This window comes from Paenibacillus sp. S29, from assembly GCF_049319765.1.
Lineage (GTDB): Bacteria > Bacillota > Bacilli > Paenibacillales > Paenibacillaceae > Paenibacillus > Paenibacillus polymyxa_B.
The window spans coordinates 122,776-137,581 of the sequence record NZ_JBMOUI010000007.1 but is presented as its reverse complement, the minus strand read 5'-3'; the positions used below and the strand labels follow the sequence as shown (position 1 = coordinate 137,581).

The window sequence follows — 14,806 nt, the reverse complement described above, 5'->3', positions numbered from 1 at the left end:
GAGGCGTATGAGCATGCGTAAGAGTACGGATAAGCTTATGAAGGTAACGATTTTGTGTTCCGGTTTCGGATTGGGCTTTTATACCCCTGGCTTGTTGTTGCAAGCGGGTCTTCGCAGGCTGGGCGTGGATACGGCGATTCATGTATTTGAAAATGTGCTGCCAGAATCGGCTCGTCTCAAGGTCGACAAAAGCCGCAAAGCTTACCATGACAATTTTGCGGTGGCCTTAATGTCACAAAAGGTTCCGCAGGATATGCGTAATTCACTGGATCTCGCTGCGATGGAAGTGCTGCTGAACCAATGGATGGAGGAGGATCGGCGGTATTTTATATGCTTATCCGGTCATTGGATGTATGTACTGGAGGAGTATCGTAAGCGCAGAGAACCGGAGTCGGTGCATGTGGACATCGTGTACATGGATTCGACACCTTCTCCTTCCTGGAAAAATCTAGCCAAGCATAACCCGCGTTTTGCGGAGGGCTGTGGAGAAATGACCTTTTTTGAAAATGATAAGAATAGAGTCAGCCACTATATTGATGTGCCGGCCGTGGAGTATGTACCGTTTGAAGCACGGCAATCCCGCTTATTCGTACATGGCGGCGGTTGGGGGATGGGCACATATCGTGACAAGGTTGGAAGGTTGGAAGAAGCGGGCTGGGAGCTGGATCTGCTGTTGTATGATCAGGATCAACCGGATGAACAGCGGGACAGTATACGCTATTTTCAGATGGACCCGCAGTGGAGGACATGGCAGCGTAATGAAGCCGGGGAGCATACATTTCCGCCTTTCGGAGAGGTAAAAAAGGGCGAGAAGACAGTGTATCAGGTCGGACCGGATTACCATAGCATGCTGGACCAAGCATGTCGTGTCCAGGCCATTGTCAGCAAGCCAGGTGGTGGCAGCCTAACCGACTCGTTCGCTACGGCCACTCCACTCATTATGCTGGAGCCATTTGGTGTGCATGAGAAGCATAATGCGGATCTGTGGGAACGTTTGGGATTAGGTATGCGCTACGAGACGTGGATTGAAACCTATAGTGGTAGTGCTCAGATACTAGAGGATATGCATCGGAGGATCGTAGAGCTGCGCAGTCGGACGCCGCGTTATATAGAGTCGTATGTGAATAGCATACAAATGCAGGCAAGAGCATCGGGAATGGAGCAGGGATTATGAACGCTGCGGCGGCTGCGCAAGAGCCTGCGATGCGAGATATTCGCTTTGGGATCATTGGCTGTTCTGCCATTGCTCCCCGTGCGTTGCTGGAACCGATCCGACATGTTGCAGGGGCACGCGTGACCGCGCTTGCGAACCGCACGGTTGCCAAGGCAGGAGAAATGGCAGATCGTTTTGGCGTCAGTGTCGTTTATCGGCATGCTGAGGATATGCTAAAGGACCCGGAGATCGATGCTGTATATATTGCGCTCAGCAACGACTTACATGCCGAGTGGATTGACAAAGCACTACGGGCTCATAAGCATGTGCTGGTGGAAAAACCGTTATGCCTGAATACGGCTGATCTGGCTCCCTTGGCAGCAACAGTCGAACAGAGTAGGGCTTACCTGCTGGAGGGAGTCATGGTGCAGCACCATCCTTGGCAGCATGAACTACGGAGGATCGTAGAATCGGGGCGTTATGGTCGCTTACGCTCCATAGAGACGAGTCTATGCATTCCGGCAAAAGAAGGACATGCGGACAATTACAGATCTCGTCCAGAGCAGGGTGGGGGATGCTTTTGGGATCTGGGCGTGTACTGGCTCCAGCTGCTTCAAGCCGTCGTTGGATTAGAGCAGGCGGAATTCCACAGTCAATCGGATTTCGATGGTCCTCATGGCTGTGACTGGACATTTCGTGCGCAAGCCCGTTATCCGAGTGGATTGGAGGCATCTGCCCTCTTTTCATTTGAGCGCCCTTATCGCTGTGCTCATGTACTGACCTTTGATTCGGCAGTAGTCACCTTGAAGGACTGCTTTCGGGCAAATTTAGGTTTTTATAAAATAACACTCAGGACGGAAATAAAGAAGGATATCATGCCGAATATAACAGATGTGGACGCACTGCCTGGGTTATCACAGACATCTTCGCATACCAAAACGGTTTTCGAGCCTATGAACTATTATGTCAATCAGTTGAATACCTTTTGTAGCATCATCCGGGGAGAAGCGGAGCCCATTCCATTTCGCGAGGCTGCTGAACGCGTCAGACTGCTGGCAGCCATTCATGAAGCAGCACGCTCGGGCGAGACGACTTATGCAGTATGAGTATGATTGTGTATTCGAGCGGAGGGAAGCGAATGATGCAAAATACTGAGTATCAAGGCATAGAGAGGAGGAGAACTCAGGTGATGGATAAAAAGGACGAAGCCTTACTGGAGCGTTTCGGCGAGCATCCGACGCCATTTTACTATTATGACGGAGACGCGCTACATGCCCACGTCAGCTCGTTGCTATCCCGATTGCACCCGGCCGTGCGTGTACATTATGCACTCAAGGCTAATGGTAACGTAGCCTTGGCTGGATTGCTGCGTTCGTTAGGTTGTGGTGTTGAGATTGCTTCTGCTGGAGAAATGTTCGTCGCTATGGAGGCCGGGTATGTTGCGGAAGACGTGCTGTACGCCGGACCGGGAAAAACAGTAGCTGAGCTGAACGAGGCGATAGCCTATGGAATCGGCTGTATTCATGTCGAATCGGTGAGGGAGCTGCGTCTGTTGGAGGACATTGCTGCCCAAGCGGGCCAGCTTGTTAGGGCAGCGGTTCGCATCAATCCCGATAACGATCTGTCTGGAGCAACGATTAAAATGGGTGGTGTTCCGCGCCCCTTTGGAGTGGATGAAGGGCAGCTGGATCACTTTTTTAAGGTGCTGGAAGATTGCCCACACGTCCATTTTCAAGGTATTCAGGTATATACAGGTACGCAAATGTTGAAATCGGATCAGATTTTAGCTTCATTTGCGAATACGCTGCAGCTGGCAGAACGGGTACAGGCTCAGTATGGTGTGGCAATGCATACGGTCAATTTGGGCGGCGGGTTTGGTGTACCTTATTTTGCTCATGAGCAACCACTTAATATGGATCACGTCATTGACGGACTGAACGCACTCGCGGAGCAGACCCGAACCCGCATGCCCGGGGTTAAGCTAATCATCGAAAGCGGCAGGTATCTGGTTGCTCAATCGGGCATGTATGTCTGCCGAGCATTGTATACAAAGGAATCCAAGGGAGAGAAGTTTGTCGTGGCTGATGGTGGCATGAATCACTACGCCGCAGCTACTTTTCGAGGACGCCGTATTAGGGACAACTACCCGGTGCGAATTATGCGCAGGCAAGCGGGAGAATCGAAAGAACCCAAAGAACGAGAAGTGGAAGCAACCCTACGGATGGGGCAGAGAGATGCTTCTGCTCAAACGGCTGTTACTGTCGAACAATCATTAGAAGAGGTCGCAAGCCGAATAGGGGGGCCTCCGGAGGAAGCATCCTTGGAGCTTGAAACGGTAAGTATTGTTGGTCCGCTTTGTACACCCGAGGATTGTATTGTGAAAAAAGCGCAGCTTCCTCCGATTCACGAGGGCGATTATATTGCCTTTCCGAATGCAGGTGCCTATGGATTAAGCTATAGTCCACTACAATTTCTGGGACATGCTACCCCGGCGGAGCTGCTCGATTTTCGTGGGGAGGTGCATGTCATTCGTGAACACGGTGACCGCACAGACCTGCTGCATCATCAGCGCATGATTCCGTTGCCTGAGGATGCGTTGTAAGTATGTAAAAAAACGCCAAACTCATGGGAACCGATACAAATCGGACCTGTGATTTGGCGTTTTTTACATGATGAGTAGGGTAGTATCGACTTCATTGTTACTTGGAGCTGTGCATTTCTTGACGCACAAGCTGCCATACCATAAAGATCAGTACAGCGATTTGTGGGACAAAGGTTTCCCAAGTTGGATACATTCCCAGCCAGCTAATGGACGGAAGCGAGGAGGCAGTGTGCCCCGGAAGCTTGCCAGCCACCTGAAGCGAATGAATACTTTCGCCCAGAAATCGGAATACGAGATAGTAAATCAGTACAGTCGCAGTCAGGAAAAAGGCACGAATCGGCAATCGTACACTGAACTTAATGATCGCAAACGCCAGAATGACTAGAACAACCGTCGCCGAGCTAATGCCGAGCAGCAATTGCGAGGTTTCGATGGCTGGAGCCATACCGACATAAAAGATAGCTGTCTCGGCTCCTTCACGCAGAATTGCGAGCGCAGAAACCGCAAATAGCGACCACAGACTTCCCCGTGCCAGCGCGTTGCCCACGCTGTTTTCCACAAAGCGGTTCCACGCGGCAGCATTAGATTTGCTATGCAGCCAGCTACCAACGGTCAGCATCAGCACGACCGCCACCAGCCCGGTGACACCCTCCAGCAACTCACGCATGCTGCCTGATGCGGCAGCTGCCACCAGTGTGGTGAACAGTACTGCCAGAATTCCGCTCAGCACCAGCCCCGTTCCGGCTCCTGCCCATATCCACCGTCCAGCCACGGCTTCGCCGCTTTTTTTGGCATACGCCAGCAGAGCTGCGAGCACGAGGATGGCCTCCAGGCCCTCACGCAGCAAAATCAGCGCAGCATCCCACGCAGTGTAAGAACGTTCTTCCGTCAACGGACGGAGTCTGTCCAGCATCTGATCAAGAGTCTGAATGGCTTTGTCCGTATTCGGTGGAGAAGACAGCAGATATCCTGAAGTCTCGGTCATTTCATTTTCAATTGCAGTGTAAGACGTCGGATCGGCAATTTGTACATGTCCTTCGACAGAAGGCCACAGAGCGATAAACTGCACTACCTTGTCAGCCGCTTGCTCTGATTGATTAGCTACAGCATCTTGGCGTGCGGATTCGAGCAAGGTGACTGCATCGCCTAGGGAAGCTACCGAACCATTCGCCGTTCCGGCAATCGTATTGCCTGCATTCGTTCCTTGACCTGTGTTCATAGATTTACCCTGACTATAATCAGACAGCAGAGTCGTTAATTCCTGCATTTCCTTGAGAGCCTGTTCTTGGCGAATGGGCTCAGCTTGCATGGAGATGCGGATGAGACTGATTTTAGTTTCGAGCGAACTGTATACCGGGAAATTGTCCAAACGAATCGGTGTTTCTACCTGATACCAGTCTTTGACGATTCGATCGTAATCCACCCGGGCAGCAGCCCAATCGCCTTTTTGCATGGCGGCCAGACTGCCCTTCGCCATGGGAAGCAGTTTTTCCGCTGCTTTGGCTCCAGCCGGGGCTGGTTTGTCCCCTTCGGCAGCAGTGACGTACTCATTGACCGAGCGCGCCAGCACGGATAAGGCAGCTTTCGCTGGTTCCCCGCCACCACTGGCGAGTGTTTGTTCCGCATCGGTGAGTGCTTGATCTACAGCCGCGATGTGAGCTGAATCTCCGCCATTTGTTTTGGCGGCCTCCCACAGCGTGCGGAATTCTTTCAGATCCTTGGAGGCTTCCGTCCATTGGGCTTGTCCCGCCTCCACTAGTGCTCCGCCCACTACAGGCATTAGCTGATCATTGGTGACAGCTTTGGCATCTGTTTGTGCAAAAGCGACCGACCCGGAAATGAACGGAGCTACGGTCAGCAGCAGAGCTGCCACCAGCACAAACACCCATCCCAAGCTTTTATTGCGCCGATTCATATAAATCCCCTTCCTTGCCTGCTGTTAAAATAACGTATCCCCGATGTAGCCGCCTTGCGATACACCTGGGAAGCAGGCGAACACCGCACTGCCTTTGTGTACAATGTATTCGTTCAGCTTGTCATTGCGTGCAAGCTTCTCCTGAATATGAACGAACTGCTTGAACAGATCACGCTGGTAGCTGATGAACAGCAGCCCAGCATCCAGCTGTCCTGTTTGCTTGTCCAATCCGCTTGAATACGAATAAGACCTCCGTAAAATATTAATGCTCCCGTCCCCATGAGCCAAAGCGACATGAGAGGTGGGAGGTGTAACCGGCTTGCCTTCCGGATTTTTGGCCGCCAGATCAAGCTTGTCGAACTCCTTGACCTTGCCGAGTGGGGCCCCGCTGCTGCGATGACGTCCAAAAGTATCCTCCTGGTCGCCCAATGTTGAGCGATCCCACACCTCTACTCGCATGCGTACACGGCGAACAGCCATATAGCTGCCGTCGCCCATCCATGCTGGTCCGTCACTGGCCTGTGTCCACACCAGCCGATTCATCTCGTCTGCCTTGGAGGTGTCGGGGTTCCCTGTACCGTCCTTGAAGCCCAGCAAATTGCGTGGTGTGCTTCCCGCAGGATCAGCCTGTGCTGTTCGCTGGAAGCCTTCCTGCGTCCAGCGAAGCACCGCCGTTCCTCTGGCGATACGTGCCAAATTACGCAGGGCATGGAAAGCTACCTGCAAGTCATTGGCACATACCTGCACTCCGATGTCGCCACCGCACCATTGCTCCTCCAGGGCATCCCCTTGAAAACGGGGCAGCTCACGGAACCCGGCAGGTTTAAGCCCTGCCAGGCCGTATCGTCCATCAAAAAAGGATGGGCCCACACCAAAGGTGATCGTCGTGCGGGATGGCGACAATCCTGCCGCCTCGCCCGTATCGGAAGGAGGGAGGTTGAGATTTTCATTATCGTTGCCAAGCAGCACGCCAGAAGTCATTGTAGCGCTTGCTTCCGTCCAGGCTTTGAAGAGGCTGCGCACCTGTTCCTTGTCGCTGGTTGTTAGATCGAAAGCGGCGAAGCAGATGAAATCCTGCGCCGGAGTCACAATACCTGCCTGATGCTTACCGTAAAAAGGGATTACATCTTTGGTATCCACATCCGTCATCATGCTTTCGAGACGTTGACCGGCTGACAGCACGGCTCCCACGCCCCCGCCGCCAAGCAGGAGGCCTAGTCCACCTACCCCGGCCAGCTTCAATAGGTCTCGGCGTGATACGGATTTGCTTTTTCCTGACAGCTCATCTTCCACTAGCTTCGCATCCTTTTTTACCAGATCGGCCTGTTCATTATGGGATTCCGCATACTGCGGCTTTTCTTGCCCTTTTTGCCGCTTAAAGCCTTTCATATCATTACACTCCTAACAATTTCCCCATTTGGGACAACGGTTCTGCCAAGGCATCGAGGTTTTGGCTCAACTTTTTAACTTCTTCCGGTTTCAGTTTTGTATACGACACATAGCCTTCTCCGTCCTTAAAAGGAGCCAACTCTTGCTGTAAGGCCGTAAAGCGCTCACCAATTTGTTTTTCCAACGCCGCATCTTTTTGGTTCAGATCTGTTTTCAAAATGTCATATATCTTTTGTGCGCCCTCCACATTGGCTGCAAAGTCGTACAAATCCGTATGAGAATATCGCTCCTCTTCACCCGTCACCTTCGAGGTGGATACTTCATTCAGCAACTCCACTGCACCCGTTACCATCAGGCTGGCGTCAATATTAACTGTTTCTACTTTGGCACGCAGCAGCTTGGCATCACTCAGCAGTCGGTCGGAAAACTCGTCCATTCCTTTGGTTGTGTTTTCTTCCCATAATGTTTTTTCAATCCGGTGAAAGCCGCGCCAATCCGCTGCATCCACATCACCGTCACGTGCATCAATATTCGGGTCAAGATCACCCAGCGCTTCTGCAATCGGTTCAATCCGTTCATAGTACATACGTGCAGGAGCATACAGCGCCTTGGCTTTATCCAGCTCGCCAGCTTTGACTGCGTTCGTGAATTCTTCTGTCTTCTTCACAAACGTATCGCATTGCTCGATGGCATAGGTGCGGTAAGCTGCTACCGCTTGATCAAAATTGGGGGCAGAAGCGGCAGGAGTCGTTGTCTGTGTTGTTGCTCCTGCATCTTTGGTCGTCGCGGCAGGCTGCTGAGTAGCAGTTCCGGTTTGTCCGCAACCTGCGAACAGAATAGAAGAGACCAGCACTCCGGCCGGTACGGCATAACGTAGTTTCATAATCAATGAACACCCTTTCTGGCCAAACTGGCCTTGAACCATAGTCTGTTGCGCGATACCTATATCGAATTTTTATTTTGATAATGATTATCAGTCGCGGTTTTTCTTATCATAAGGCTGGCCCATATGCCTGTCAATACATAAATTAGACGCAGAGTCCAACCCTCCATCGAAGGGAGTTAGTAAGGTGCCTATGCCCATTTTTATCCGCATATTGAACCATACCTGAGCACATGACATAAAATGTGTTGACTGTATCCCTTAACCTTGTTACACCACACAAAACCCGAGCAAGGAGGGGTGAAATTGACGAAGGGTAACGACCACAAAAACAAGTTTTTGTTAACTCACCGTGAACGTGAAGTATTTGAACTGCTCGTGCAGGACAAAACAACACGTGACATCGCCGGACAGCTATTCATTAGCGAAAAAACGGTCCGAAACCATATTTCCAATGTAATGCAGAAACTGAACGTAAAAGGTCGTTCACAGGCGGTCGTGGAATTAATCAGGCTTGGCGAATTAAAAATCTGACCTCTCGTTCCTTGCGGGGTACAAAGTCTTCTCGATGATCCTTCGACAGTGAAGGGTGGTCGGGAAGGCTTTTGTTTTGTGGTATGTTAGCTGATCAAACCTAGCAAGTTTATTCTATATTTCAAATTGAGGAGAGAAGCTGGAAAATCTATTGTAAACGTAAAACAAGCGAGTGTCATAGCAATGGACATTCGCTTGTTTTGATCGTTTTTTAGTTTAGAAACGATAATCCTGAAGCTGTTCCTGGCAGTTATCTATTCTTGCTAGCTCTGATTTGGGATAGCCCAGTCGTTTTGTTTTATTACTGCACATCCAGCAGGAACAATGGATTTTTCCTTTGTAGAATACACCATCGAATTTGATGACCCATACCCGGTGTGCTGAAAGCCGTTTTTTACGCTGAATAACACGTTTTCTGTGGTGCCTAAAATAAGCTCGATTACGATTTTTTTGATTAGGTTTCATTACCATCACGCTCCCTTGGGCAAAGGCTCAGCCCGCAGGAGAAACCAAGGGTATAAGTAATACTTCTACGGGCTGAGCATGATGGTAATCAGATTTAAAGGAAGAGACATGTATCCACCTGCTTGGAATTATTTTAAAGGTGAAAGTGGGGAGTGGATGTTCATTAAATCAAAGTCAACAATTAATTTTGTTTTTAGCATAAAATCAATGCCTAATATACCATCAAATCCATACGGGTCTTGAATAGAGCTTAGTTGAATTGGAAATGTATCTAATTGAATATGACCGATTTTTAGATGAGGAATTACCTGTTCGTAGCAAATTTCACTTGTACCGCCCACCCCGTACATCCGCTTTGCTCTCCCGTTAATGAAATCAATGTGAATGCCGATTTGGGCAAGTAAATCCGTATCAAACACTGTTGCAGCGCACCCTGTATCGAACAATACGTTTGGTAATAGAGCAGTTTGGTCGTGATGTCTCAAAGTTAAGGAAACAATTGGCAAACCATTATGGAGGTTAATCTTCATGTACGCTGCCGTACTCCTGAGAAAAACTCTTCTACAACCTCGACATCGGATCGACTGGTATGGAACACATACAGTTCGCGTGACGGATACAGTTTGTGAAAATGTTTATACCCGCTCCAAGCATCTTTTGGGTTATCGTAATCCTGAATAACCGCCATGTCTTCAAGATTGCGCACGCGATTATTGGAACTGGCTTTTATAGCCTCAACCAACACAAATCGCCTTGGATGTGATTCGGCAATTTCTTCCCATTTCATCGACTTCACCTCGCTCTTTTTGCTTTATTTTATTATAACATAAGCGGGGGGACGGCAAGGAAGCAGTAACCTCTACCATGTGATCAGTCCCGTAACCCTTTTAAAAAGGATGAAGGCTTTTGTTTTACAGAATAACCGCTGAAATATGTGGGAATTTGCGTGTAAATGATGTACTATATATAGAAGGAAGAAACTACCATTAGAGATCATAGTGCAACTAACAGGAGTAATCAAAACATAAGACTGTACCACAAAGTTATACTAAGATAGAAATGCATCTGGTGATAGTCTAAGAATATAAATCCCTACAAAAGCAGTATTCAGCATGACGACAGGATGGAAGATGGATCAGGTTTTGAGTTATACTTTTATATATAGGTGTTGAAGAAGAATCACAAGGCAGAAAAAGCTCGTTGCTTCAGGTAGTAGGAAGTAGCTTTTGCCTAGAGCTACCTGTGGTATATTCTTGATCGGAGGTGAATGTTAAGACATATGACACCCAACCAACACTTGATGACTTATACGCTGAACAGCGGTATAAAGGGAACGGTCGACCTAACCAGTAAGCAGGTGCAGGAATGGATCAAAGCATATCGAATTGGCAGCAAGTTTGTAACGGTTGTGGGAAAACAGTATTTTGGTTTAAACCCTGAGTTGGTAGCAGATTTCAAGGTACATAATGAATACTCGGAGCAGAGAGAACACATATCCATAATACAGCCTGTAATAGAACGCAAAGCTGTAGAACTGGACCCACTGGTAGAGGCGTACAGTCAGTATAAAACATTAATTCAGGTAGAATGTAAATGTGGTGCTTCCTATATAGAAGAGTCACCGCACAAAAGAACCAAGTGGTCATGCAAGGAGTGTAATAACATTGTGTTCCTGGATCGTAAAAAGGGCATGGTGGATACAGATAAAGGAAAGGCATGGTACATGACCAACAAATACTATGTGGAAAGACAAAGCAACTGACAGATTGTCAGTTGCTTTCTAACTATACACTCACACCTCTTGTGTGCCTACTAAAATGATATTAGGTCTTTTGCCAAATAATAAAATTGATGTTTTTTACGCTTTGTAGTACATTATCAAGTGTATTATAAGGAGGCTTCTCATGTACGGACATAGACAAGATGATACTTTATACATCATGACTTACACATTAAATAGTGGTATCAAGGGCACAGTGCCTTTGTCTAATCAACAGATACAGGAATGGCTTGAGTGTTACAGAATCGGCAAGAAATTTGTAACCGAGATTGGCAAAGAGTACTTTGGACTGCATGCGGAACTGGTGGCTGATTTTAAAGTGCATAATCAGTATTCAAGCTATCAGGAGGTTATTATCCCGATTCAACAGCCGGATACTGGCCTAAAAGAGTTGTCCCAGGCTTACAAATCAACTGAAACCTTAATTAAAGTAGATTGCAAATGTGGTACATCGTATGTAACAGAATCTCCCTTTAAGCGGACCAAGTGGTACTGCACCAAATGCCGGGAGATTGTTTTTCTCGACAACAAAAAGGGAATGGTGGATACTTCCAGAGGCAAGGCCCATTATATGACCAATAAGTATTTTGTGGAACGGGAAACAACTGGCGTATAAGCCGGTTGTTTTTTTGTTCGCAAGGTTTGTGTACGTCCTGACTTTTCAAAGCCGATTGCGCTATAGTGAAAAAGGGGAAAGATAAATCTTGATATAACGATAGTCAGGTGGTGAATGTCATCCGGGAAGATCATACGAATGGTGCAAGAAACCGCATGAGCACAAACAATGTGTACATAAACGAAACGCTTCATTTGGAACAAATCATAAGTGACCTGCGGGTGATGGGTTATGTGGCTTTTCATCATCATCCGCAAATCACAGGTGAGATTGAAGAGCTGGAGGCGTTAAAAGAGCAACTATTATCGTTTTTTCAACAGCATCATGTATTGTGGATTGAGCTTGACCCGCTAACGCAATATGTGGTGGTGAATAACATGGGGAAGGCCACGGTTCTCAAACTCATGGGTCGAAAAATGAACCCGCTACGGGATCTGAGAGCAAACGCTGCTTTGGCTGGACAGCCGCTGCATGAGTTGGATCGGGAGATAGAACGGCTCAATCGGCTGGCTCACCTGTTGCGCTACACCCGTTTTTCTTAAGCGACGGAACTAACGTAAAAAAGCATTCACGAAGTATGGATGATCCCATGCTGTGAATGCTTTTTAGTATCTATTTTTTACCGCATAAGATGAGCAAATCTACTGTGACATACGGTAAATTTATTTCCTGCACTCGCTGCCAGTCTGCTTCCGTAGCTCCCCACGATAAGGGAGTCATATGGAGCAAAGGTTTCAAGAGGTCGGCATTTAACATAAAACGATAGGTTACCCGTTCGGCGGATATAAGTTTAAAATGATCTTTAAATCGGCTTAATATATTGTCATTCGAATAAGCAGGCTTATTCTTTTTCTGTTCATACAAGCATCTCAATTCCCGAAGATAATATCGTTCGGGAATAACTTTCAGGACGCAGCCGTCCTCCGAAAGAATTCTTGTAAATTCAGCATAATTAGAAGGGGATAAAATATTGAGTACACCGTCAAATTGTTGATTTGAAAATGGACAATGAGCCAGATCGGCAACACACCAGAGGGGATGAGGATATTCTTTGGCTGCGGCCACAATACCTTCTTTAGACAAATCCATACCTACGCTTGTTAGCTCGGTGATTCCCTTCCAAGTCAGGTTATCCTGAATGTGGCTCAAATGAGTGCCTTCCCCGCAACCTGCATCGAGCAAGTAAAGGTGTGATTTTTGATCAAACAGCGGCTTCATAAATTTCATTATAGTGCTGCTTATTGCTTCATTTAAGGGATCGAAAAATCCGCTATTGCACATCATTCTTCTGGAGGAAAATAGTTGTTTATCATATTTGGTCTTATAGGACCGGGCGGCTAAATGTAAATACCCGTATTTTGAAAGATCATAGCAATGCTGACTCGTACATAGGAGGCTTTTACCTTCCACCATACGCATCGGTTGAGAGCATAGAGGACACCTAAAGAGATGTTCATGCTTACCAATCAGGCCAGCCTTCATCTCGTGTTTATTCCATTTGGACACAGAAAAGCACCCCGTTCATTCGTATTTGGTGAATGAAAAAAGGCACAGCCAAATAGACCCAACCCCTTTCGGAAAATGGTTGAGTTTTCATGAACTGTACCTCACATTACCGTAAACGAATAAACTGAATAATCATATTATGTAGCGCTCCTCCAAAAAAAATAGAAAGGGCTTTCGCCCTCTCTATTGTAACTTAGTCATAAGAAGTTGTCATGTGCTTACACCGATTTCAAAAACTCTACAATCGTCAGCAGACCCTTGTCAAAATTGTCTAAGTTGAAATGCTCGTTAGGCGCATGCAGGTTCTCATCTGGCAAGCCGAAGCCCATCAGCACGACTGGGGCAGTCAGCACACGGGAGAAGGTTTCCACGATTGGGATGGAGCCTCCATCCTTGGTAAAGAGGGCACGCACACCGTATACCTTCTCAAAAGCATCGGCTGCCGCTTGCAGAAACGCGTGGGACGGGTCGATGTTAAAGGCGTTTGCTTTTTCACCCTGTTGAATATCCAGAGTAGCTCCTGCCTGAACATGAGCGCGTAAATGGCGCTCGATTTTGTCCAGAATGTCTTGCGGATTCTGGTTAGCCACCAAGCGGCACGTGATTTTAGCATGAGCTTCTTTCGGAATGACCGTTTTCGTGCCTTCCCCTTGGAAGCCGCCGTATACACCGTTCAGCTCCAGTGTTGGACGCGCCCCAACACGCTCAACGAAGCTGAATCCTTCTTCGCCATAGAGGGAATCAAGTGCAAGATCTTGTTGCAGCTTGCTCTCATTGAAGCCTTGCTTCTCAAATTCTTCTCTCATCTCTGCCGATAATGGAGCGACATCGTCGTAGAATCCTTCGACGCTTACGCCGCCTTTGTCGTCATGCAGGGTTGCCAGCAAGGACACCAGAGCATGCAGGGCATTCGGCACACCGCCACCGAAAGAGCCGGAATGTAGATCTGTGTTCGCCGTGTGAATGGCGACTTCCAGTGAACATAGTCCACGCAAACCTGTGCAAATGGCAGGCTTCCCTTTTTCGATCAAGGAAGTGTCGGACACCAGTACAGCATCGGCAGCCAGACGTTCAGCTCCAGTTTGCAAAAACTCAAGCAAGTTCGGACTGGACACTTCTTCCTCGCCTTCAATGCAGAATTTGATGTTCAGCGGCAATGTGCCTTCCTGCTTCAGAATGGCCTCAACTGCCTTAATGTGCAAGAAAACCTGTCCTTTATCATCTGTCGCTCCGCGCGCATACAATTTTCCATCACGGATGGATGGCTCAAACGGCGGCGTTTCCCACAGGTGAAGCGGGTCTACGGGTTGTACATCATAGTGTCCATACACGAGGATCGTTGGTTTACCAGGTGCGTGCAAATGATCGGCATATACCAGCGGGTGCCCTTTGGTTGGAATGATTTCAACGTTTTCCAGACCGGCAGCAGTCAGTTTGGCAGCCAGCCAATCAGCTGCTTGGTTAATGTCCTTTTTGTGCTCCGATAATGCTGAGATACTCGGAATGGACAACCACTCCTGTAACTCGCCTAGTTGTTGCTCTCTGGCTTTTTCAAAATATTCGGAATAACTCATAAACTATGTATCCTCCTTTTTCAATGTAAATCGTGTGAATGTTGCGCTATCCTCCGAACCGAGGTTGTGGACGATATGTCTAGTTTACTACGTTTTGTGCTGAACGAAAAATAGGGAGATAAAAAAACGATTCTACCCGGGTCTGTTCAGACCTGAGCAGAATCGCCCCTAACCAAGCATATGGATGCACTTATGCGCGAATGTCCAGTTGACCCCCGAGATGAGGCTGTACGCTTTTTTCCATCATCTGCACTAAAGCCTGTCCTTGTTCACCGGCCTGATCCTTAGCCATACTTAATACTTTCACACTTACGGCTTGAGCTAAGCTGGCCTGACTCATACCTGTTGATAATGCTGCGATATCCATGTTCCAACCCTCCTTCATTGTG

The 14,806-nt window shown here is 48.0% G+C and carries 16 protein-coding genes and 1 pseudogene; 7 read left to right on the top strand and 10 right to left on the bottom strand.

Annotation, left to right across the window (positions count from 1 at the left end; genetic code table 11):
• The first annotated feature begins 13 nt into the window (after window positions 1–13).
• The 3 genes from ACL9RM_RS14090 (at window position 14) to ACL9RM_RS14080 (ending at window position 3,755) form a co-directional block, all read left to right on the top strand.
• A complete protein-coding gene (locus ACL9RM_RS14090; RefSeq protein ID WP_250266560.1) occupies window positions 14–1,174 on the top strand; it encodes a UDP-glucuronosyltransferase in 1,161 nt (386 codons plus the stop codon).
• Window positions 1,171–2,259, top strand: a complete 1,089-nt coding sequence (locus ACL9RM_RS14085) for a Gfo/Idh/MocA family protein (RefSeq protein ID WP_250266559.1) — start codon at window positions 1,171–1,173, stop codon at window positions 2,257–2,259. Before ACL9RM_RS14090 ends, ACL9RM_RS14085 begins: the two co-directional genes overlap by 4 nt.
• A gap of 83 nt (window positions 2,260–2,342) precedes the next feature.
• On the top strand, window positions 2,343–3,755 hold the full coding sequence (locus tag ACL9RM_RS14080; RefSeq protein WP_250268956.1) for an alanine racemase: 1,413 nt from the start codon (window positions 2,343–2,345) through the stop codon (window positions 3,753–3,755).
• A gap of 97 nt (window positions 3,756–3,852) precedes the next feature.
• Here ACL9RM_RS14080 and ACL9RM_RS14075 read toward each other — a convergent pair whose 3' ends face one another.
• The 3 genes from ACL9RM_RS14075 to efeO are packed head-to-tail and all read right to left on the bottom strand — an operon-like array spanning window position 3,853 to window position 7,942.
• Window positions 3,853–5,670 (bottom strand): FTR1 family iron permease, encoded by a 1,818-nt coding sequence (locus ACL9RM_RS14075; RefSeq protein WP_250266558.1) that lies wholly within the window; start codon window positions 5,668–5,670, stop codon window positions 3,853–3,855.
• A 24-nt stretch (window positions 5,671–5,694) separates the two neighbouring features.
• Window positions 5,695–7,059, bottom strand: a complete 1,365-nt coding sequence (gene efeB / locus ACL9RM_RS14070; protein ID WP_250266557.1) for an iron uptake transporter deferrochelatase/peroxidase subunit — start codon at window positions 7,057–7,059, stop codon at window positions 5,695–5,697.
• Window positions 7,060–7,063: 4 nt separating this feature from the next.
• On the bottom strand, window positions 7,064–7,942 hold the full coding sequence (gene efeO, locus ACL9RM_RS14065; protein ID WP_025721876.1) for an iron uptake system protein EfeO: 879 nt from the start codon (window positions 7,940–7,942) through the stop codon (window positions 7,064–7,066).
• Between the two features lie 306 nt (window positions 7,943–8,248).
• On the opposite strand from efeO, the gene ACL9RM_RS14060 reads away from it, so the two are divergent.
• Window positions 8,249–8,476 carry a helix-turn-helix domain-containing protein gene (locus tag ACL9RM_RS14060; RefSeq protein WP_007431813.1) on the top strand — a complete coding sequence of 76 codons (228 nt, stop codon included), beginning with the start codon at window positions 8,249–8,251 and terminating at the stop codon, window positions 8,474–8,476.
• 216 nt (window positions 8,477–8,692) lie between these two features.
• Here ACL9RM_RS14060 and ACL9RM_RS14055 read toward each other — a convergent pair whose 3' ends face one another.
• The 3 genes from ACL9RM_RS14055 to ACL9RM_RS14045 form a co-directional block, all read right to left on the bottom strand.
• Window positions 8,693–8,941 carry a hypothetical protein gene (locus ACL9RM_RS14055; protein WP_250266556.1) on the bottom strand — a complete coding sequence of 83 codons (249 nt, stop codon included), beginning with the start codon at window positions 8,939–8,941 and terminating at the stop codon, window positions 8,693–8,695.
• Between the two features lie 128 nt (window positions 8,942–9,069).
• Window positions 9,070–9,471 carry a retropepsin-like aspartic protease gene (locus ACL9RM_RS14050; RefSeq protein WP_250266555.1) on the bottom strand — a complete coding sequence of 134 codons (402 nt, stop codon included), beginning with the start codon at window positions 9,469–9,471 and terminating at the stop codon, window positions 9,070–9,072.
• Window positions 9,468–9,728 (bottom strand): hypothetical protein, encoded by a 261-nt coding sequence (locus tag ACL9RM_RS14045; protein WP_023990050.1) that lies wholly within the window; start codon window positions 9,726–9,728, stop codon window positions 9,468–9,470. The genes ACL9RM_RS14050 and ACL9RM_RS14045 overlap by 4 nt, the downstream gene beginning before the upstream one ends.
• A gap of 492 nt (window positions 9,729–10,220) precedes the next feature.
• On the opposite strand from ACL9RM_RS14045, the gene ACL9RM_RS14040 reads away from it, so the two are divergent.
• From ACL9RM_RS14040 to ACL9RM_RS14030, 3 genes are all read left to right on the top strand, one after another.
• Window positions 10,221–10,703, top strand: coding sequence for a hypothetical protein (locus ACL9RM_RS14040; RefSeq protein WP_235308509.1), 483 nt, complete (start codon window positions 10,221–10,223; stop codon window positions 10,701–10,703).
• Between the two features lie 142 nt (window positions 10,704–10,845).
• The gene (locus tag ACL9RM_RS14035; protein ID WP_013311697.1) at window positions 10,846–11,337 is read left to right on the top strand and encodes a hypothetical protein; all 492 of its coding nucleotides are present in this window, start codon (window positions 10,846–10,848) and stop codon (window positions 11,335–11,337) included.
• A gap of 155 nt (window positions 11,338–11,492) precedes the next feature.
• The gene (locus ACL9RM_RS14030) at window positions 11,493–11,879 is read left to right on the top strand and encodes a hypothetical protein (protein ID WP_250268955.1); all 387 of its coding nucleotides are present in this window, start codon (window positions 11,493–11,495) and stop codon (window positions 11,877–11,879) included.
• Window positions 11,880–11,949: 70 nt separating this feature from the next.
• On the opposite strand, the gene ACL9RM_RS14025 is transcribed toward ACL9RM_RS14030, so the two are convergent.
• The 4 genes and pseudogenes from ACL9RM_RS14025 to ACL9RM_RS14010 all read right to left on the bottom strand — a co-directional run bounded on the left by ACL9RM_RS14025 (window position 11,950) and on the right by ACL9RM_RS14010 (window position 14,784).
• Complete coding sequence (locus tag ACL9RM_RS14025; protein ID WP_414126391.1) at window positions 11,950–12,564, bottom strand: methyltransferase domain-containing protein; 615 nt, start codon at window positions 12,562–12,564, stop codon at window positions 11,950–11,952.
• A 123-nt stretch (window positions 12,565–12,687) separates the two neighbouring features.
• Window positions 12,688–12,819 (bottom strand): annotated as a pseudogene (locus ACL9RM_RS14020) (putative RNA methyltransferase); the annotation flags it as partial.
• A 242-nt stretch (window positions 12,820–13,061) separates the two neighbouring features.
• On the bottom strand, window positions 13,062–14,417 hold the full coding sequence (locus ACL9RM_RS14015) for a dipeptidase (protein ID WP_250266553.1): 1,356 nt from the start codon (window positions 14,415–14,417) through the stop codon (window positions 13,062–13,064).
• A gap of 190 nt (window positions 14,418–14,607) precedes the next feature.
• Window positions 14,608–14,784 (bottom strand): YjfB family protein, encoded by a 177-nt coding sequence (locus tag ACL9RM_RS14010; protein ID WP_235308518.1) that lies wholly within the window; start codon window positions 14,782–14,784, stop codon window positions 14,608–14,610.
• Window positions 14,785–14,806 lie beyond the last annotated feature (22 nt).